Origin of the sequence: Kitasatospora sp. NPDC004669 (assembly GCF_040609455.1) — a bacterium.
Classification (GTDB): Bacteria; Actinomycetota; Actinomycetes; order Streptomycetales; family Streptomycetaceae; genus Kitasatospora.
This window is the reverse complement of the sequence record NZ_JBEXKB010000096.1, coordinates 1-19,315: the sequence shown is the minus strand read 5'-3', so window position 1 is coordinate 19,315 and position 19,315 is coordinate 1. Positions and strand designations below refer to the sequence as shown.

Here is a 19,315-nt window from a genome sequence, read left to right as displayed (position 1 = left end):
CCCCGGCCCCCCCCCCCCCCCCCCCCCCCCCCCCCCCCCCCCCCCCGGGGGGGGGGGGGCCGCCCGGGCGGGGGGGGGGGGGGCCCCCCCCCCCCGACGGCCGGGACACACGGCCACGGTCCTTCGCACAGTCAACTCTGCACAGGCCTGGTCTGGAACCTTCGGAGCCTGGGCTGGAAGCTTCAGCGCCCGCTGTGCATGTTCATCGTGCAGTGACTGCTGGCGAATGGGGGACGGCCCGCGCTGCACCAAGGCGGGGGGCTGCGGCGACGACGGAGGGGATGAACACTACGGCACCCCCTCCCCGGCTGGGTGCGGGGTCGGCCCCGGTACTACTCAGCCGGTTGTTGAGTACGTTCGCTCATGAGTCTGTGCTGGCTGCTTTCTATCGTGACCTGCATGGACACGGACTCGACTCCCAAGAATCCCCCGGCCTCGGGTAACCCGCGCTGGGCCACCGGCTGCGGGATCGTGATGACCGTCCTCACCGCCCTGGTCGTCCTGGGAGGCGTGGCACTGGCCAAGTTCGAGAACAGCCTGACCGAGCACGGGCACCTCGAAGACCTTTCCGGAAGCGTGGCCGAACCCCTCCGCCCGGGCACGACCGCCCACTACGACGACGGCCTGACGATCACCGTGAGCCCACCGCACCGGGAACCCGACAACAGCTACAGCCTCACCGTCACCTACGACAACGGCACCGACAAAGAACTGCGCCCGGGCGGGACATCTCCGGACACGAGCTTCGGCATGAGCGGCTCCGCCCCCATCGTGGTCCGCGGAGGCAAGCCCCTCGACCCCGACATCCCCGGCTACGGCGTGACCGTGCTGGACCGGGCAGGCTCCGCATCCGTCCTCATGCCGCCTCTCGGCTCGGACCGGAAGCGCACTGTGCCGGTGCGGGTCAAGCGCGACAAGGAGGAACTTCACTGGCCGGGTCCACCAACGTCCCATAATGCGAGGCGAGTTCGGCATACGACTTGTTGATCTGCGGGTCGTAGAGATCGGGCTTGTCCACCCCGGTCTTCAGGTTGTCCGGCACCAGACGGCGCGGGACACCTCTAATATGCGGGTCTCGATGTCAAGCCACCGGTTGTGCTGATCGGCCCGAGATCTCGTTGTCAGTGGCCGAGAGGACACTGGCGTCGTGAAGACGTTCTCCTCCACCACCGCCAGCTCACGCGAGCCGTCCCCCGTCTGGGTCGAGTCGATGGGCGGCCCGCTGATAGCAGTTCCGGTTTCCGCACTGGCCCAGTGGCGTGGTTGCACAGAGTCGGGGATGGTCATCGGCGACGGGGATGACCTGGACGACTACGACCGCGCCTGCGAGGTGGAGGGTCTGGCCAAGGTGATTGCCATCGGCGAAGGAGGCGCCTGCGGACTTGTCCTTGCGGACGAGCCGGCCAGCAGCTGCTATCTGCCGGAACACCAAGCCTTCGTCCGCTGGCTGGGCGCCAACAGCGAGGCCGATCTGATCGCCGCTGCCAAGGCGATGCTTGCCGACCCCACCACCGCGTGGGAGGAGTGCGGCATCTGGGAGACGGACGGCCCGGTGGTGCTCATGGACTCCGTGACAGCCGGGGCCGAGCTGGGTGTCGAGTACCCGAACGGCGGAGGCATGCCGCAGTAGGCCCCCGTCCCGCTCCGGCCCGGCAGCTGGATGGTCCGCGCCGTCCACGCCTCACCGATCGAGGACGTCTCGGTGGGCGTGATCCAGCTTCTGCCTCGGCCATCGAACTGACCGAGATGCGGGTCCCCCTGCAGAGGCACCGGCATCGTCCACCAGGACGATGCCGGCGAATCGGCTGACGCCGAAGGATGTGAGCGTGAAGACGACGACAATGCCCTCGGCCGCTCCCCCCGCAGGAGGCACCGAGCGACCCGTTCCGCGCTGGGCCGCCGCTATGGCGCGGGCCATCCCCCTGGTCGGACTGCCCGCGTGCCTGTGGCGGCTGCCGTTCGCGTTCGGCTTCACCATGGGGACGGTGCAGGACAAGACGTACAGCTGGTGGGAGATCGCGCCGTACGTTTTCACCCTGAGCACGGTCTCGGAGTGCCTCGCCCTGCTCTCCCTCGGCCTGGTGCGCGGGTGGGGCGAGGTCGTGCCCGGCTGGGTCCCGGTGATCGGCGGCCGGCGGGTAGCGCCGGCCGCGGCGATCGTGCCGGCGACCCTCGGCGGGCTGCTGCTGACCGGCGTACTGGTCGAGTGGTCGCTCGGGATCCTCGGTGTCATCCCCGGCCTGCACTACACCAACAACGCGTGGCGGGTACTGGCAGTGTGCTGCCAGAGCCTGCTGGTCCTGTGGGGCCCGCTGCTGCTGGCCGTCACCTACGCCTACTGGGCGCGGCGCTGCCGCTGAGCCGGCACCGGCGAATGGATCGGGCCAGACCCGCGGGAAGCTGTCAGCAGGTCCCGAACTTCCTTCGCAGTCATCGCTCTCGTCATGCTCTGCCTCGGCGGCAACCGCCCGACCCTACCCCGCCGCCAACTCGCATGACCTCACCCACAGGTCCAGCAGAAGAGCCCGATTAGCCACTCATGGTGTGCGGACACTCAAGGGAAATAGTGCACGGTCGAAATAACCTCCCGCCAGTAGGAGGGGATCGGGACGCTTCTCCGTCCAGTCGGCTGAGCAGCCCATCGAAGATCTGCTCGCGGGCGACCTGTCCCTTGGCCGCCGCGTCGTCCCGTTGGCGCTCGAGGGTGGGGCGGAATTCGATGGTGGTGACGAAGAACGTGCAGGACTCGCAGATCGACTCGAAGTGGCAGTCCATCTCGACGGGGCGCGCGCAGTAGCCGTTGCCGAGCATCCGGCGGTGCATCTCCCGTCGGAGCTTGGCCATCTCCGTTCCCTCCGCGTCGGCCGGCAGCCGACGCGGGGCGTCGTAGAGCGCCTCGACCTTCTCCGAGACGGCGAAGTACTCGTCTGCCACCGTCCGGTCGGCGATCCGCGCGTAAACACGCGTCATGGAAAGCGATCGGTGACCGAGCAGAGCGGCGATCGCCTCCAGGGACATGCCGCGGTTGATCGCCTGCGTGGCCAGAGTGTGTCTGAGTTGGTGCGGGGTGACCCGGCCGAGGCCTGCCCGTTCCGCAGCCATCCGGACCGCTGCCTCGATGCGGGAGGCGTTCACCGGGCGGCCGTGGTCGGTGAACAGCAGGTTCGACCGCAGGCCCTCGGGCCGGTGCAGCAGCCAGTCGTCCAGCAGCGTCTTCAGCTGCGGATGGAGAGGGACGTAGCGGTCGGTGTGCATCTTTCCGACCGGGACGCGCAGCCAGTAGGCGGAGCCGATCTGGACCACCGCGTCGATCGTGAGGCCGAGCATCTCGCTGCGGCGCATCCCGGTGCGGGCGAGGATCTCGATGGCCAGCCGGGTGAACGGATCGGGATCCTGGCGGGCGGCGGCCAGCAGCTTGGCGGCCGCCGCGTCGTCGAGAAAGCGAGGCAGCGGCTCGTCCGCGATCGGGAAATCGCTGTCGAACACCAACTGGCGGGGCGGCCGGTCGTCGGCGTCCCACTCGTCCAGGCGGCGGAAGAATCCGCGGAGCTTGCTCAGCCGGTCGCGGACGGTGTGCCGGTGCAGTGGCCCGCCGCGCGCGGCCGGCCGTTCCAGCAGCCACTGCCGGTAGCGTTCGACGTGCCGCCGTTTGAGGTCGGCCACGCAGCCCACCGTCGCGTCCTCGTCGGCCACCAGCAGGGCGAACTCCCGCAGCGTCAGCTCGGCGTTCTTCACGGTGCCCGGCCGCAGCGTGCCGCCGATCTGCTGCAGGTAGTGCTGCATGGTCTGCGCCAGTCTGGCCGGGACGCGGGCCCACTCCTGGGCCCGCATGTCGGCCCGGTCCGGAGAGCGCCTTCGTGGCAGCTGGTCGGACAGGCTGCAGTGGAACAGGGTCGCCTCGAGATTGAACAGGGCCGTCGAGAGGGCCTTCACCCCGCGGCTGGGTATGCGGCGGGCTGCTTCGAGTAGCAGGTGCCGCCCCTTGTCCCAGTCGGCTTGCCGCAGCTCGTGCGGCTGTCGGCCGAACAGCGCGACGAAGTGGGCCAGCAGGTTGAACTGGGTCATCGCGACCGTGTCGCGGAAGCCGAGCGAGCGCGCGGTCTCCATGAAGCGCAGGTGCAGTTCGGGATCGGTGCGGGCCAGCACGATGCCCAGGCGCGGGCGCCGGGCGACCAGGTAGTCCGCGCCGGGCTGGAGGCGTCCGGTCACCGCGAGCCAGCTGATGAACCGGTGCGTCTCGTGGTTGAAGGCGAGCTGGCGTTCCAGTGGCAGGCCGGCGAAGTCCGCGAGATCCGGGACGGCGGCGAGCAGAGCACGTGCGCCCCAGCGGACCTTGTGGTCGGTGTTCATGCCCTGGGCGGCTCGGTGGGCGAGGTAGTACTCGACGAGGTGAGGCCGCACGATCGGCAGGGCCGCGGCGCGGGCCCGACGCATCAGACGCCCGTCCTGTCTGCGTCGATGGCGGCGCTGGCCTGCAGGTACTGCTCGGCGAGCCAGCTGTTGGCCAGGTGGATGTAGATCCGGGTCGATTCGATGGAGCGGTGTCCGGCCTGGGCCTGCACCGCTTCCAGTGCCATGCCCGCCTCCCGCAGCCGGGTCAGACAGGTATGACGAAGCTGATGGCAGGTCAGCCGTGGCAGTCCGGTCAGTCTCCGGACGCCCTCGAGGATCTCGTCCAGGCCGGCGGCAGACAGCGGCTTGCCGCGGGTCGGCCCGCGCAGCACTGCGAACAGCCGGTCGTGTTCGGCAGGGGGACGCTCACGGTCCAGGTAGTCGCCGACCGCGGCGAAGAACTGCGCGGACATCGGTATCAGACGCTGATGGCCGCCCTTGCCCTCGCTGATGAAGACCCGACGCTTGCCCGGCGAGAGGTCCCCCAGCCGCAGACCGAGCACCTCGCAGCGACGCAGGCCGCCCAAGAGCATCGCCAGGACCATGGCCCGGTCCCGCGCGGTGTTCAGCGCGCCCAGCACCGCCTCGACCTCGCCCGGGCCAAGAACGCGGGGCAGAGTGCGCGGCGTGCGCAGCAGCGGTGCCCCGCGATTGCCGCTCCGCCTCCGGTTGGCCAGCCCCACTGGCACCGGATTGCGTTGAACGGCCACGTCGTCGCGGGTCATGAGGTAGCCGAACAGCCCCGAGACGCTGGCGAGTCGACGCTTGATGGTTCGCGCCGACAACCCAGCCTCACCGTCCTCGAGCCGGATGACCTTCGGCCCGCGGCGCGGTGCCTTCTGTGCGGTGATGAACGCGAAGATGTCTGCGGTGACGACGTCGGCCGGCTCTTTGGGCACCGCAGAGAAGAAGACCTTCAAGTCGTAGGCGGTAGCCAGAAGAGTGTTGGGGCGGCAGCGGGCCGCCACGAACTCCAGGTAGTCGTCGACCAGGGCGTGCCCCAGTGACGCCGTGGGGTTGCCCGCGGCATCGACGCGTCGTACCAACTCCGGCTGCCAGGCCATCCGCGCTCCTCGACGGGAGCGACCATCCTGACCGGAAACACGAGATCGGGGAAGAGGTGTCACCCACATAACCGCCCAGCACCGTGAACGCCTCCACGTGCCCTTCCAGGAACGCCTCCTGGGATGCGGTTGCATAGACCCGGTGCACCGCCTTGCCCGAGTAGGACAGCCGCAGCGTGAACAGCACGCACTTGCGCCGCTGCCCGGCCAGGTCCAGCCAGAAGTCCGCGAAGTCGACCTCCGCCTCCTCGCCCGGTTTCTTCGCCTGCGGCACCATCCCGTCCAGGTGCCGGCGTCCCTCCAGGGCCTCCGCGCGGATTTCCGGGCGCCGCTTGGACACGTAGTCCCAGACCGTGGTGGGCCGGGCCAGCTCGAAGTCGTGCTCCGCGGCCAGACGCTCGATGATCCGCGGGATCGTGTGCTTCTGCTTCGCCGGAGCGTCCAGGTCCTCGCGCAGCATCGCGTCGATGAAGCCCTTCACCGGCTCCAGCACGCTCTTGCGCGGCGGCGGCGACTTGCGCTTCGGCGGCACCGGCGACTCCAACGCCTTCTTCACCGTGTTCCGCGACACCTTGAACCGCACGGCGAGCTCCCGCCCCGACAGCCCTTGCTCACGCTTGGCCCGGCGGATCCTCTCGAACAGCCACTCCCGTGACCTGTGCACCAGCGGTCTCCCTGACCTGGACCGTGATCAACAGGCACAGCGTGACGGCCAGACGGCGCAAGCCCCCGCGATTACTCCGAAAGCGGCATGTTCCACACCATCACACCGACTGGCTCCCGATCTCGCCGGAGAATCACCGGCTCCCCAACAGACCGGAGTCGTGGCTCTACTTCATCCCGTAGAAGTCACCCTCTTGGAGGATTGGCAACGCCCCGATGTAGGGGACGTGGTCCATCTGAGCGAGGAGAGAGTGTTGGGCGTGCTCGATGGGCTTGCGAAGGTGGTTCGCCAGGCTGATCCGCGTATCTGGGAGCTCGGTTTGGGCTCGCGTCACGGGTGCGCGCTACCCGAAAGCCTTGATGAGGACAACAAGGATCTGGAGGCGATACCGCGACTGTAGCGTCGTGGGCGGCGCTCCCGATCACTCCGGCTGGCCGTCGCCTGGCACGCTGGGCATCGGCCTTCGGCCGATCCGGCGGTGCCGCGCCCGCTTCGCTGCGTCCAGCCGGACGGCGGCGGTAATGCCCTTCCGCCGGGCGTGTTGGGCTTCCAGCCGCGCGGAAGCCCCGGCAGGGGCTCCTCCGGCTATCAACGGTTCGCGCGGTTGAACTGACTGTCTTCCCAGTTCATGACGTTTGTTCTATTGCAACAGCAATGCCTTGCGGCGGAAGCTCTGGCCGAACCAAAAGCTCCGTTTGTGCAGGTCAGGGGTTTGGTTTCTGCTAGCTTCCCGGGCATGGTTCACGGCATGGGGCCGAACCCGGGCGTGAAGGATCTCGTCGTACCCGACGTGGGTTGGCTGTTGCGGACTGACGATCCGCGGGAGCCGTATCGGCTGTTCGGTCCGGACGGCGAGTGTCGCCCCTGTCATGGAGTTCCTGGCTGACCTGTAGGCGGCCGGCAGCCCGGCGACCACGTTGCGCTCGTACGGTGTGGACCCGCTGCGCTGGTGGCGACCTGTGGGCGGTCGAGGTGGTGTGGGGTCGGGCGCGCCGGGAGCACGCGCGTGACTTCGCGCTCTGGATGCAACTGGCGGACAAGCCGGTGCGCACCCACTGGTGCCACCAGGGTGCCGAGCGGCCGCAGGTGCCGCGTCCAGCGGCCCACCCGGTGCCGGGGGAGGCGAACCCGGTGACGGGCAACCCGAGCCGCGGTCCGAAGTACGCGCCGACCACCCGGGCGCATATGCAAGAACGGTCAGGCGCGGGCGCCGCCGTCTACGCGCAGGATCGTGCCGGTTACGAAGGAGGCGCGGTCGCTCAGCAGCCAGGCCGCGGCTTGGGCGATCTCGTCGGGGTCGGCAGAGCGGCGCATCGGGGTGTGGGCCGCGAGCCGCTCGCTGAGGCCGGGCGACGTCGCTTCCCAGTCGCGGATCATCTCGGTGCGGGTGTTGCCGGGGGCGATCGCGTTGACCCGGATGCCTTCCGGGCCGTAGGTGATGGCGGCGGACTCTGTCAGGCTGTTGACGGCCCGCTTCATCGCGCCGTAGGCGGGCAGCTCGGGGTTGCCCATCAGGCTGCCGACGCTGGAGTTGTTGACGATGGCCCCCGTCCCTGCGGTCGCGCGGATGGCCGCGATCTCGGCGACCATGGACAGCCACGGGCCCTTGAGGTTCACGGCGCAGATGTAGTCGAAGTCGGCCTCGGGCAGCTGGTCCATCGGGCCGGGTTGCTGGATCGCGGCGCCGTTGTTGAAGGCGACGTCAAGGCGTCCGTACAGCTCCACGGTGCGGTCGACGGCGGCGCGCACGCTGGCGGCGTCGGCCAGGTCGCACACCACGTAGTCCGCGATGCCGCCCGCGTCCCTGACCTGCCCGGTCACCTCCTTCAGCTGCTCCTCCGTGCGAGCCGCGAGCAGCACCCGTGCGCCCTCGCGGGCGAACAGGCGTGCCGCGGCGGCGCCGATACCGCGACCGGCACCGGTGACGAAGGCGACCTTGTCGGACAGTAGGCCGGGACTACGTACCGTGTTTGCGCTGGTGGAAGCGGTGTTGTTCATGGCAGACAGCCTGCGCCCGGCGGCGGAGCAGATCCAGGCATCGGCGGTACCTGGATAGGGTCCGCGTCGCCTGTGCACACTGAAGGCGTGGACAGACGAGAGCTGGCGGCCTTCCTGCGCAGCAGGCGCGAGCGGATCACCCCGGCCGACGTGGGCCTGCCGGCCGGGCCGCGCCGCCGCACTCCGGGGCTGCGCCGCGAGGAGGTCGCGACGCTCGCCTACATCTCGACCGAGTACTACACGCGGCTTGAGCAGGCCCGCGCCCCGCGCCCGTCGCGCGAGGTGCTGGTCGGCATCGCCAGGGCCCTGCGCCTGTCGGACGCCGAGCGCGACCACCTGCACCACCTCGCCGGCGAACCGCCTGGCCCGGCGCCCGGCCTCTCGCGCGAGGTGCGCCAGAGCAGCCTCGACCTGCTGAACCGACTGCCGCTGACCGCCGCGTTCGTCACGTCTGCGGCGTACGAGGTGATCGCCTGGAACGACCTCGCGGCCGCCTTGATGGAGGACTTCTCCGCCGTGCCACGCCGCGAACGCAACCTGGTGCGACGGGTCTTCCTCGGGTCGCGGCCGCTAGGTCAGCGGCTGTACGGCGTGTCGGACGCTGACTCGTTCGCGCGCACCTCCGCCCGACGGCTGCGCGCCACCGCCGCACGATACCCGGACGATCCCGAGGTGGCCGCGTTGGTGGCGGAGCTGCTTGCCGGAAGCGAGGAGTTCGTCCAGTTCTGGGCCTCCCACGACGTGAGCGCCGAGCACACGCTGGTCAAGACGTTCCAGCACCCGGTCGTCGGCCCGATCACAGTCAACTGCGACGTGCTCGAGATCCCCGAACGCGATCAGCAGATGGTGCTCTACACCGCCGTGCCCGGCTCGCCGTCCGAGGAGGCGCTGCGGCTGCTCTCGGTCATCGGCACCCAGTGCATGGATGTCACGCTCTGAGGTGCCTGTTCGGTCATGAGCCGTCAACGGCGCATCCGAGGACCAATGCTCCCGAGGCACTTCCCATCGCCGCAGCTGGGATGAGCGGATCGCGAGCCACATGCGCCGACAGTACGAGGGCGCACGGAACGGCGAAGTGCCGCCGTCTGATTCACCACGCTTCGACACGCCGACGGCCTTGAACCGCCGATGCCCGGCACCCGTGCCCCCTGGCGATCACCCGGACTTTGCCGCGCGGAGCGTGGTGGGGGAAAGCCGCGGCGCTCGGCGTACTGAATATCGGGGTGTGCTTTCCCTTGCTCTTCACCGCGGCCGAGCGCCTGCCAGGGGGCCCAGCCGCTCATCGTCGCCGCTCTGGCCGCGATCGTCCTGCACGAGCGCCCCTCAGCCTGGCGAATCGCCTGGGGAGTAGCCGGCGTGGTCGGCGTCGGCTTGGTGGTGATCGGACCGAACGCGGCCCTCGACATCGTGGGGATCGTGGCGGGTCTGGGCAACGCGGCCTCAATGGCGCTCGGGGTGACGCTCACCAAGCGATAGGGACGCCCCGCCGAGGCCAGTCCCACCGCTTTCGCCGGCTGGCAGCTCACCGCAGGAGGCCTATTCCTGGTGCCTGTCACATTTCTTGCTGAGGGGCCACCTCCTGCAGTCAACCCGGCGGCGGCCCTGCGCTACCTCTGGCTGGGTCTGATTGGCGGTCTGATCGCCTATGTCCTGTGGTTCCGCGGCATCACCACACTGCCCGTCACCTCTGTCGCGGTTCTCGTCCTGCTCTCGCCTCTGGTTGCCGCAGTTCTCGGCGCCGTCTTGCTCGGCCAGACACTCGGCCCGATCCAGCTCGTAGGGTTCGCGCTCTCACTCGCCGCGATCGTCGCGGGACAGCTTCCCGCCCCGACCCGCTCACGCGACTCGGTTTCAACATCCATACCCGCCCGGCCGGGCAGCGTCGGCTGGCCTGGGCGATCGTGAACCAGCCCTCGCTGCTGACCGGCGCGGGCAGCGACGCCCCCACCCCGGCAGTCCTGCGCTTCATCGACGAACTCCTCGAGGCGGGCGCGAGTAACATCGCGCGACCGTCGTGCCCGCGCTGCGGTCGGACGGTGGCACTGTCCAAGCTGCTGGACGGGCAGCGGGTCTGCCGCACGTGCTTCGCGCACCACCGGGCGGTGCCCTGCGCTGGCTGCGGAGCCGTCCGCGAACCGGCGACCCGCGATGCCCAGGGCTGCCCGCTGTGTCCGAACTGCCTCAGCAGCGATCCGATCAACCTCGAAGACTGTCATGGCTGCGGACGCCGACGACGCGTCGCGGCCCGCACCCCGGACGGCCCCTGGTGCGGGCACTGCCGACCTCGCACCGCCGCGACCTGCGGGATCTGCGGGCGATCGACACTCTGCGAGATCTCCGCCGCGACCGGCGAACCGTGGTGCAACCGGTGCCAATCCTGGTGGGCCCGCTGCAGCGGCTGCCACACCATCGCCTCGATCCGCGGCGGCACACGAAAGGCACCGCTGTGCGCGAAGTGCCTCAACCCCGACCCAGACTTCTGGGAACGCTGCCCGATCTGCAAAACCACCTGGCAGACCAGCGCGCACAGGCCCTGCCACCGCTGCACTCTCACCCAACGCGCCGACGAGCTGTTCGCCGGCCCCGACGGGTCCGTTCGCCGGGAACTGGCCCCGCTGCAGTCCGCGTTGATCGGTATCGACCGGCCGGTCACCGCCGTCGCCTGGCTGTCGCGGCCAGCCGTCGCCGGGCTGCTGAAGGAGATCGCAGCCGACCAACGCGCGGTGACCCACGACGTCCTCGACGAGCTCGCACCCGGCAAGACCCTTAAACATCTGCGGGCCGTTCTCGTCGCCGGAGGCATGCTGCCCGACCGCGACGAGCGACTCGTCACACTCGAACGCTGGACATCCCGAACCCTCGCATCCCGTGACGATCACGAAGAACGCGCGATACTGCACCGCTACGCGGTCTGGCACCACCTCCGACGCCTGCGAGGCCGCCTGGGCACCGGCCACGCCACCCACCTGCAGATCGCCAACGTCCGCAGCCACATCACCGCCGCCGTCAACTTCCTGGACTGGCTGACCGGCAGCGGTCTGACCCCCACCACCTGCACCCAGCCCGACCTGGACCACTGGAAAGCACGCGAGGACCTCAGCCACCGCGACCAGACCGGCCACTTCATCCGCTGGGCAACCAAGAACCGGCTGGCCAAGGGGCTGACCTTCGGCGCCGAGCGCTGGCAGGGCCCAGTCGGCCCCCACGACTCCGAAGGCCGGTGGGACAACGCTCGCAGACTCCTCCACGACGCAACGCTGACCACAGCCGACCGAGTCGCCGGACTACTCCTGCTCTTCTACGCTCAACGGCTCAGCGCCATCAGCACCCTCACCGTCGACCAGGTCAGCGAGGCGAACGGCCGGGTTTCGATCCAGCTGGGAACCTCCCCGACCGTCCTGCCCGAACCGCTCGCCGCATTGGTCCGCGACCTGATCGCAACACGCCGCCCCTACACAGTGATCGGACACACCGACCAGACGCCCTGGTTGTTTCCAGGGCAACGCCCAGGCCAACACGTCAGCGCCGCTCGTCTCGCCCAACGACTGACCAACGTTGGGATCCAACCTGGCCAGGCCCGATCCACAGCCCTGTTCGCCCTCGCCGAAGAAGTCCCGGCCGCGATCCTGGCCCGCATGCTCGGCATCCACATCCAAGTCGCCGTCCAGTGGCAGAAGGCATCCGCCGGCGACTGGGCCGCCTATGCCGCCGAGGTCCTGCGGGTCCCGGCGTCGAGGGCCTGCAGCCTCCCCGCTCGCTCGGCGAGCACGAGGGGTTCCGCGAGGTGTTGGCCGTGCACATGGCCGCCGTGGCGCCGGCCGGCTGTGCATGGGCACCGCCATCCCGCTCCTGCCGGTCCACCGGGAACTCGTCCGGGAACTCGTCCCGCTGCTCCCCGGCGGGGGCCCTGTGCCCGGGGACCGGGGTCGAGGTCGCCGATGCCGGGCTGCTGGTGGCGCTGGCGGGCGGCGCCGGCACCTGGGCTGTGGTCGTCGGGACGCCCGGCCTCGGATCGCGCCGGCCTGCGCGGGGGTGTACGCCGGCGGCATGGACCGTTTCGCCGCGGCTGTCGGAGATCTCCTCTCCCCGCACTGCTTACCTGTGCGAGGTCTTGGCGTTCGCCGTATCACGGTAGGGCGCCAGGAAGGCGGTCAGCGCCGCCAGCATCGCCTCTGGGGCTTCCTCGGCAGGGTAGTGGCCGCATTCCGACAGGACGATGCTCTCCACGTGGTCGGCGGCAAGCTTCATCGTTGCGCCGACCGATGCCCCGAGGTTCTCCGCACCCCCGATCGCCAGGACGGGAAGGGTCAGCCGTCGTGTCTTGCGCTTCTGGTTCTGTTCGATGGTCGTGTCGAGTGCGCGGTAGAACTCGAAGCTGGATCGGCGGGCTTCCGGGTCGGCGGTGAGGGTGTCGATGTAGTGCTGGACGGCGTGGTCGGGCAGTGCCTTCGCGGATTTGGTGGCGAACTGGTGGCCGAAGTAGAGGTGTTCCCGTCCGCTGATCAACTGCTCGTTGATGTCGGTGAGGCGGTTGAAGGCGAAGTGCCAGAGGCGGTCGTTGGCCTCCTGGCTGCCGAAGAGAGGTGGTGTGGGGGAGAGTCCGGGGATTGCGGCCTCGGCGACGGCCAGACGGTCGATCCGGTGAGGGTGGTCCGCGGCGAGGGCATAGCCGGTCCACATCCCGATGTCGTGACCGACCATGGCGAAGCGCTGATGTCCGAGTGCGTCCATCAGCGCGACCATGTCGCGTGCGAGGGTGCCGGTGTCGTACCCGTCCAGGGGTTTGTCGGAGAGCCCGACGCCGCGTGGATCGACGGCGACGACCTGGAAGTCCTGGGCCAGCGCGGGCATCAGGAGGCGCCAGGCGTACCAGGTCTGGGGCCAGCCGGCGTGCAGCAGCAGCGCGGGTCCTTCGCCGCCGGTGACGGCGTGGAGGTGCAGTTCGCCGGTGTCGACGTACTGACTGGTGAAGGTGTCGGTGAATCGGTCCGGGAGGTTCGGCGCCCGGGAGACGGAACCGGGGCCTTCGGGCATGGGCTGGTGGTGTGATGACAGTTTCATGATCATCCTTTGTGGTGGGGCTGTCGCGGTTTCATGGGATGGGCCCGGGAGTGGGCGGAGTCGCGCGGTGCGGTGGTCGCTCAGATGGTGGCGGCACGGCCGGCGAGCGACGCGGACGCCATCGACGCGGACGCCATCGACGCGGTCACGGCCCCAAGGGCGCGGACGGCGAAGACCGGCGTCGTGGTGAAGGCCCCGGAGCCCGTCCGCGGCGCCCGGAATGCATACGGCGGAATCGGCGGCGTCCCGCCCGGCATGGCCAGGGTGTGCGCCGCGGTCATGAGCCGGAACCCTGCGCGCTGCCGGCGTCCGTCGACGGGCGCAACGGCGTGTGCGCGGACGTCTGATGCGGCGTCGTCGGTCATCGTGCGGCCTTTCGGGGCGGGAACCACGGGCTCATCACGTTAAGCATCTTGGACCGATCAGTCAAAGATAGTTTGACCGATCGATCCAAGATGGGGGTAGGCTCGCAGCGGAACTCGCGAGACGAGAGGTGCACACCGTGTCCGGCCGGAAGCAGTTCGATGTTGGTGCGGCCCTCGACCAGGCGATGCGAGTGTTCTGGCAGCGCGGATACGCGGACGCCTCAATCGACGCCTTCGGGTCCGCCACCGGTCTCGGCCGCGGCTCCCTCTACGGCACCTTCGGCACCAAGGACGCCCTGTTCCGTCAGTGCCTCGACCGCTACGCGTCGATCTACGGCGCGCAGTACGCGCAGGCGCTGACGGCCCACCCCGGTGAACCGGTGCGCGCGGTCGAAGCGTTCCTCGACGTCACCCTGAGCCGTATCGCAGACCCGTCGGTCCCCGCGGGGTGCCTCATCGCCCAGTCCGCCGCGCAGGCGCCGACACTGAAAGAGGAGCACAGCATCCAGGTGCGTGCCCTGCTCGACACGCAGCGCCAACGGATCCGCGCAGCACTGGAGGATTCCTCGGCCGACACCCGGACGCTCGACGAACTCGCCACCTTTGTTGTCGCTGTCAACCAGTCGCTGGCCGTACTGAGCCGCGCCGGAACCTCGGACGCCGAGCTGCGATCCGTCGCCCGCCTCGCATGCACAACGGTGGCGGACACCCTCGCCCGGGCGGCGTCGAAGGACGGCACCCACGACTTTCCCGGGCCGTCCATGCTGTGACCCCAGTGACGACCTGTGGCGTTGAGGATCCCGAGGAATGCCTCGCGACCCTCCGGGCAGTCCTGAGTCCTGCAGCATGAGCGCTGACCGCTCGATGACGAGCAGGTGGCGATCGGCCGGTGCCCGTCCCATGTTGCGCAGGCAGATCGAGGAGTACGACGTCCGGCGCGGCATCCGGACCGCCCTGATCGACAGCAGCATCGTCTCCGACGCCACCGGCGGCGAACCCCTGCGCCGACGCGTCCCTCGCCTGCTGTGCCGTGCCCTGGGGGAGCACCTCGCCCGCTGGTGGAGCGGGTCGGACGTCGCGGCCGCGCGATGGATACAGTCCAGCAGCGCGCCGCGCGTCGATGGACAGGCCCTGCAGGGTCCGCGCGCACCCGGCCGCACGCGGCCGCGCGTTTCTCCTGGACGACGGCGTGTTTCACCTGGACGAGGGGTCCGGCGCATCCGCACCGCACGCCGCACGCCGCACGCCGCACCGCGCGTCCGCACCACACCGCGCGGACCTTGCCCCGCACCGCAAAGCGGTTGCGGGGCACCGTGTGGCCGGCGCCGCACCGCGTGTCGCCGACTGTGGTGTCGATCATGGACATGCCGGGAGGGGAAAGCCCTTGACCGGGGCGAATCGGGCGGGACAACACGCTGGCCAAGGGGGCGGACAAAGGGGGTTGGTCAGACCGCGGACAAGCGGGTGGTGTGCACCGTCGGCCGCGTCCGGGCGCTCGCCCGGCTGCCCGGGCCGGCCACCGTGCCGGTAACGGCCTCCTGCTGACGGAAGACCAACCCGATGGCCCACCACCTCGCTCGCCGCGCCTGCGGACATCTCCGCCGGCACCTCCATGCCCCCGACGACGAATCGGCCCGTTTCCGCAGGCCAGCGGGCCCGGTCAGGGGGCACCGGCGTGGTGACAACCCGCTTCCCCCTACGGTGGAAGCGGGGCTCGACACAGCCGGTCAGGAAGAGAGCGCTACTGCCCGCGACCACCACCGCGCCCTCCCCATCGTCGCCACTGCCCGGCTGCCTGCTGCGCCGCTTCGGCGCTGACGCCGCGATCTGGTGCCGGTTCGGCCGCGACAGCCGGCACTCCCTCGCGGCCGCGCTCGACAACCCGGACGGCGACCGGCTGTTCGAAGCCGCGCAGGCCGCCCACGCCCGGGCCCGGGAGAGGCGTGGCGCCAGGCGGAGCGCGAGCAGCGCCGTCCGGCCTGCACCCGCGGCCGGGGACGGGGACCTCATCGCCGCCCACTGCCTCCACCTGCACCACATCCGTATGGGCGAGCTGCGCGACGCGGACCACTGGTTCCACCAGGCCGCCCGCCTGGAGGAAGGGGCTTCCTCGGAACCCCTACCGCCCTCCCTGCCCGACGTCGCGGACTGCCCACGCCTGTCGTACAAACCGGCCCGCCGATCCGGGACACCACCGGTCTGCCGAGCGCGCTGCGCGAGGCCGTCGGCGACCTTCCCGGCGGCACCGACGAGATGTGCGGACCGTTCACCCTGCCCACCGGCGACATCGCCCATCAGCTCCGGGAACTGACGGCCCACTGACCCCCCCAACTGGGTCCGCGCCACCAACGGTGGGGGCCCGGCCTCCGCTCGAGGCGAACTCCATGCCCATCCACGACCCCGCGTCCACGACCCCGCGACCCTCGCCGTGGCCACCCCGGCCGCCGGCCCCGCGCGGGGGACCGCAGGACCGGGAAGCCCGGTGCCGACGGGAGGGTGTGCGGCGGGACCGGGCCGGCTTGTTGACGTTCGGTCGGCAGGGCCGTGTCGTGGTGCGGTGCCGGGCAGGACGGTGATGCGGGTGCCGCCGGTCACAGCCTCCTTCGTGCACCGCACCGGTGGGGTCAGAGCGTCACGCGAAGCGGGAACTGCGGACCGGGCCGGCGGAGCGGATGCGGTCGCGCGGGCCCGTGGCGGGCCGGTTTGCCGCGCGAGTGGCGAAGGCCATGAGGGTGTCCTCCGCGTCGGGAGGGGTCCGGCCGTCGCCTTCCGGGGCGGTCGGGGCGGCGGCCAGGATCGCCTCGGCGAGCTCCTCGGCCGAGCGCTGGTCGGGCTCGGCCTCCTGCGGTCCGCCGTCCTCGTCGAACTGCAGCCCGGGTTCCCACGGGGCGCTCACGATCTGCCCCAGCAGGGTGGAGACATCGGCCGTCACGGCGGGCGGGTCCGTCCAGCAGGTGGCGTGCTCGAAGAGCAGCTCATCGTCCGCCCGCTCGTGCAGCTGCGCCACCACGGCGGGATCGCACTCGTTCAGGTCGTACGCGACCACCAGCACACCCGGGGTGCCCGGCTGGTACGGCGCCGTCGGCACCCCGAGCAGTTGCGCGGCCGCCAGCCCGAGTGCCCGGCTGCCCCGGTCGGCCAGTAGTCCGACCGAGGCGGGCCGGCGGTCGGTGGCGGCCAGAACGGCGAGCAGCCGTTCCAGACCGTAACGGCAGTGCCCGAAGTCGTCCTGCAGGTAGGCCCAGCGGCCGCTCATGCCCTGGTCGAACCCGTGCGGTGAGAGGGTGGTGAGCAGGCCACCGGTGAGCACGTAGTGCCAACCGCGCAGGTCCTGCTCGTCGACCGGTGGCAGCGCCGCGGCCCGCTCCAGCATCCGCCCGACCCGCTGCCCCGGGCCCACCCAGACCCCCTCGGGGGCGGGCAGCGCCTCGTACACCTCCCGAGCCAGCAGGATCTGACCGCACATGAGCGCGTTGTAGACCGTCAGGTAACGATCCGGCCAGTCACCGAGCCGGGCGTCGTGCTCACGCAGCACGGCCAGCGCCTCGGTGTGCCGCTCGCAGCCTTCGAGGGCGGAGACCAGTTCCAGCAGAACCCTGCGCAGGCCGAGCTGCCGGGCGGGCTGCGACTTGGGCTTGCGGCGGAACAGACCGGTGCGCACCGGAACGGCCGGCCGCGCCTGGACCAACCGCAAAGCCTCCCGCAGCGCGGGGACAGCCACCGCGTCGATGCCGCGCTCGATGCAGGCATAGCCGTAGGCGTAGAGCCGCTCGGCCTCCCCGGGCCTGGCCGTCAACGCTGTCGAAGCCTCCGCCAAGTCCTCGAAACCGGCGCCCTTGGCCAGTTCGGCCACCAGCGGTGCCATCTCGGCGGGCGGGAGCCGGTCTGCTGCGGAGCGCAGCACCCGCATCGATCCCTGCGAGTCACCGGACTCGAAGAGCTCCCAGGCTTTGGACAGTTCGGCGGCCACGTGTCTCCAGGATTGGGGGTGTCAGGACCTCAGAATGATCACCGACCGACCGCCGTCCGGGCAACCCGGTTTCCACCGGTGCCCCGACCGCCGGGGAGGAACAGGCCGGGCCTGGATCCGTGTGCCGGTCCCGAAGTGCTCGAGGTTGTACGGCACCGCTTTCCTGTCTGCCGCGGGCGGCCCAACGGCGAGTGCGGCCTCGCCTCCGCGCTGCTCGACGCGGCACTCGTGGACCGGGCCTTGGCCGACCCCGGCCGGCTGCGCGAGCGCCTGGCCGAGGCCGAAGCGGGCCGCGCGGCCCGCACCAGGCAGTGGGGCCGCGCGGCCTCGACGGGGCCCGCATCGAGCTGTGCTGGACCACCGCTGGGCCCGGGGAGGAAGCCCGACGGCTGGAGGCCGGGCCCTGCCTCTCACTGGACGCCCGGATGCTGTGGAACCGGCGCCCGCCACGCGGATCCCGGCCGCCCGCTGAAATCCGGCCGTGCCGTATCCGAGGCTGTCGGGGGCGGGCGCTATGGTGCTCGGCCGTGGACGTTGCCGATCTTGACTGCCGGGTCCGGACGCGGTCCGGGATCGCGAAGACGTCCAGGCGCCGGAAAATGACTCGGTCTGTCTGATCCGACGGCCTTCCGAGCTCAATCGCTTCGAGCATGTCTCGCGTGCAGTGGATGCTGATCATCAATCCACTGGGACGGAAGATGTGCCGGCCCGGCCGGTCGGACTCCGAGGCGCGGAGAGATCCCGGAGCGAGTCCAGCGCCGCGTTGGCCGATTGCCGAGTCATACCGATCTGTAACGGGCCAGCTCGACGAGTGTGTCTGCGGCTTCGCCATAGCCGGCGGTACTGGCGAGGGGCTTTCGATCGATCACTCGCACAGACTAGCGAGCGGGCCCCGCAGGCCAGATCCACAGGCATTCGGGCAGTTCCAATATCCGACTCCACCATTACACATCTCGGACCCCACCGTCCTGGCCGACTACCAGGCCGTCCTCCAGCCGGGCGCCGTCATCGCTGGCCCGCTCGCCGAGACCCTTCGCGCCGGAAGACTTGACCAAGATGCCTTGGAGTGGCTCAAGACGAACTTCTACAAGACCGAACTGGAGCTGGGCCGTTGTATGCGCCTACCCCAGGAAGGCCCCTGCGAGTGCGACCTCTACCTGAACTGCGCGAAGTTCATCACCACCCCGCAGTACGCTCCGCGGCTCCGCGAGCGCCTGTGCGTCGAACAGCAGCTGGTCATCGACGCTGAAACGCGCGGCTGGGACCGCGAAGTCGAGCGTCACCAGCGCACCGTCGATCGCATCAGAGGCCTCCTCGACGACCGCGGTGAGCCGCAGCTCTCGCCTCCGGTCGATCACCCATGAACGCAGAAACCCCTGGCCATGGGCCGCTGGCAACGCCAAGATGCCCTCATGCGCTTCCCTCGTTCCTCGGACCCCGAACTGCTCGACGTCATCGACCGCTACGTCAAGCCGGCAACGCAGGGGGTCGGGCGCTACCTGCTCCTCCATTCCAGCCGTGCGCGGCCGGTCCCTGCTCGAGGTATTCGGCGAGCTTCTCCCGGCACCGCGCCGACAGCTTGCATCGCTGCCCACCCGGTCCCCGTGAGGCCAGCGCCCCGATCCCGTCCTCCCGCCAGGCCTGGTGCCACTGGTAGGCCGATTTCGCGGTCACCCGCAGCCTGCGGGCAACCTCCCTCGGCGGGACACCTTCGTCGAACAACGCGGCGGCCTCCAGTCGCACCGCCTCGCGGCGCTGACGTGCCTTCGCCGTCAGCCCGCCCCCATCCGCATAGCGCATA

At 70.2% G+C, this 19,315-nt stretch carries 14 protein-coding genes and 1 pseudogene; 8 read left to right on the top strand and 7 right to left on the bottom strand.

Annotated features, from left to right (window positions below; all coding sequences use genetic code 11):
• Window positions 1-399: 399 nt before the first annotated feature.
• The 3 genes from ABZW30_RS41810 to ABZW30_RS41800 all read left to right on the top strand — a co-directional run bounded on the left by ABZW30_RS41810 (window position 400) and on the right by ABZW30_RS41800 (window position 2,360).
• The gene (locus tag ABZW30_RS41810; RefSeq protein ID WP_355676552.1) at window positions 400-987 is read left to right on the top strand and encodes a hypothetical protein; all 588 of its coding nucleotides are present in this window, start codon (window positions 400-402) and stop codon (window positions 985-987) included.
• Window positions 988-1,147: 160 nt separating this feature from the next.
• Entirely contained in the window at window positions 1,148-1,630 is a 483-nt protein-coding gene (locus ABZW30_RS41805; protein ID WP_355676551.1) for an Imm21 family immunity protein, read from the top strand.
• Window positions 1,631-1,826: 196 nt separating this feature from the next.
• A complete protein-coding gene (locus ABZW30_RS41800) occupies window positions 1,827-2,360 on the top strand; it encodes a hypothetical protein (protein ID WP_355676550.1) in 534 nt (177 codons plus the stop codon).
• A 169-nt stretch (window positions 2,361-2,529) separates the two neighbouring features.
• Here ABZW30_RS41800 and ABZW30_RS41795 read toward each other — a convergent pair whose 3' ends face one another.
• Both ABZW30_RS41795 and ABZW30_RS41790 read right to left on the bottom strand, forming a co-directional pair.
• Window positions 2,530-4,434 carry a tyrosine-type recombinase/integrase gene (locus ABZW30_RS41795; RefSeq protein ID WP_355676549.1) on the bottom strand — a complete coding sequence of 635 codons (1,905 nt, stop codon included), beginning with the start codon at window positions 4,432-4,434 and terminating at the stop codon, window positions 2,530-2,532.
• Complete coding sequence (locus ABZW30_RS41790; RefSeq protein WP_355676548.1) at window positions 4,434-5,456, bottom strand: tyrosine-type recombinase/integrase; 1,023 nt, start codon at window positions 5,454-5,456, stop codon at window positions 4,434-4,436. The genes ABZW30_RS41795 and ABZW30_RS41790 overlap by 1 nt, the downstream gene beginning before the upstream one ends.
• A 467-nt stretch (window positions 5,457-5,923) precedes the next feature.
• Between ABZW30_RS41790 and ABZW30_RS41785 the strand changes: the two genes are divergently transcribed.
• A complete protein-coding gene (locus ABZW30_RS41785) occupies window positions 5,924-6,520 on the top strand; it encodes a hypothetical protein (protein WP_355676547.1) in 597 nt (198 codons plus the stop codon).
• A 797-nt stretch (window positions 6,521-7,317) separates the two neighbouring features.
• Here the strand turns inward: ABZW30_RS41785 and ABZW30_RS41780 are convergent.
• Entirely contained in the window at window positions 7,318-8,118 is an 801-nt protein-coding gene (locus tag ABZW30_RS41780; protein ID WP_355676546.1) for a glucose 1-dehydrogenase, read from the bottom strand.
• Between the two features lie 87 nt (window positions 8,119-8,205).
• On the opposite strand from ABZW30_RS41780, the gene ABZW30_RS41775 reads away from it, so the two are divergent.
• A complete protein-coding gene (locus ABZW30_RS41775) occupies window positions 8,206-9,057 on the top strand; it encodes a helix-turn-helix transcriptional regulator (RefSeq protein ID WP_355676545.1) in 852 nt (283 codons plus the stop codon).
• A gap of 209 nt (window positions 9,058-9,266) precedes the next feature.
• Window positions 9,267-10,023 (top strand): annotated as a pseudogene (locus ABZW30_RS41770) (EamA family transporter); the annotation flags it as partial.
• A 2,190-nt stretch (window positions 10,024-12,213) separates the two neighbouring features.
• Here the strand turns inward: ABZW30_RS41770 and ABZW30_RS41765 are convergent.
• Both ABZW30_RS41765 and ABZW30_RS41760 read right to left on the bottom strand, forming a co-directional pair.
• On the bottom strand, window positions 12,214-13,152 hold the full coding sequence (locus ABZW30_RS41765; RefSeq protein WP_355676544.1) for an alpha/beta hydrolase: 939 nt from the start codon (window positions 13,150-13,152) through the stop codon (window positions 12,214-12,216).
• Window positions 13,153-13,259: 107 nt separating this feature from the next.
• Window positions 13,260-13,544, bottom strand: a complete 285-nt coding sequence (locus tag ABZW30_RS41760; RefSeq protein ID WP_355676543.1) for a hypothetical protein — start codon at window positions 13,542-13,544, stop codon at window positions 13,260-13,262.
• Window positions 13,545-13,681: 137 nt separating this feature from the next.
• Here ABZW30_RS41760 and ABZW30_RS41755 point away from each other — a divergent pair, with 137 nt between their 5' ends.
• Window positions 13,682-14,314 carry a TetR/AcrR family transcriptional regulator gene (locus ABZW30_RS41755; RefSeq protein WP_355676542.1) on the top strand — a complete coding sequence of 211 codons (633 nt, stop codon included), beginning with the start codon at window positions 13,682-13,684 and terminating at the stop codon, window positions 14,312-14,314.
• Window positions 14,315-16,176: 1,862 nt separating this feature from the next.
• On the opposite strand, the gene ABZW30_RS41750 is transcribed toward ABZW30_RS41755, so the two are convergent.
• Entirely contained in the window at window positions 16,177-17,514 is a 1,338-nt protein-coding gene (locus ABZW30_RS41750; protein ID WP_355676541.1) for a hypothetical protein, read from the bottom strand.
• A gap of 1,061 nt (window positions 17,515-18,575) precedes the next feature.
• Here ABZW30_RS41750 and ABZW30_RS41745 point away from each other — a divergent pair.
• Window positions 18,576-18,878, top strand: a complete 303-nt coding sequence (locus ABZW30_RS41745) for a hypothetical protein (protein WP_355676540.1) — start codon at window positions 18,576-18,578, stop codon at window positions 18,876-18,878.
• 103 nt (window positions 18,879-18,981) lie between these two features.
• Here ABZW30_RS41745 and ABZW30_RS41740 read toward each other — a convergent pair.
• Window positions 18,982-19,315 (bottom strand): helix-turn-helix domain-containing protein (locus ABZW30_RS41740; RefSeq protein ID WP_355676539.1); only part of this gene is annotated, 334 nt, incomplete at its 5' end.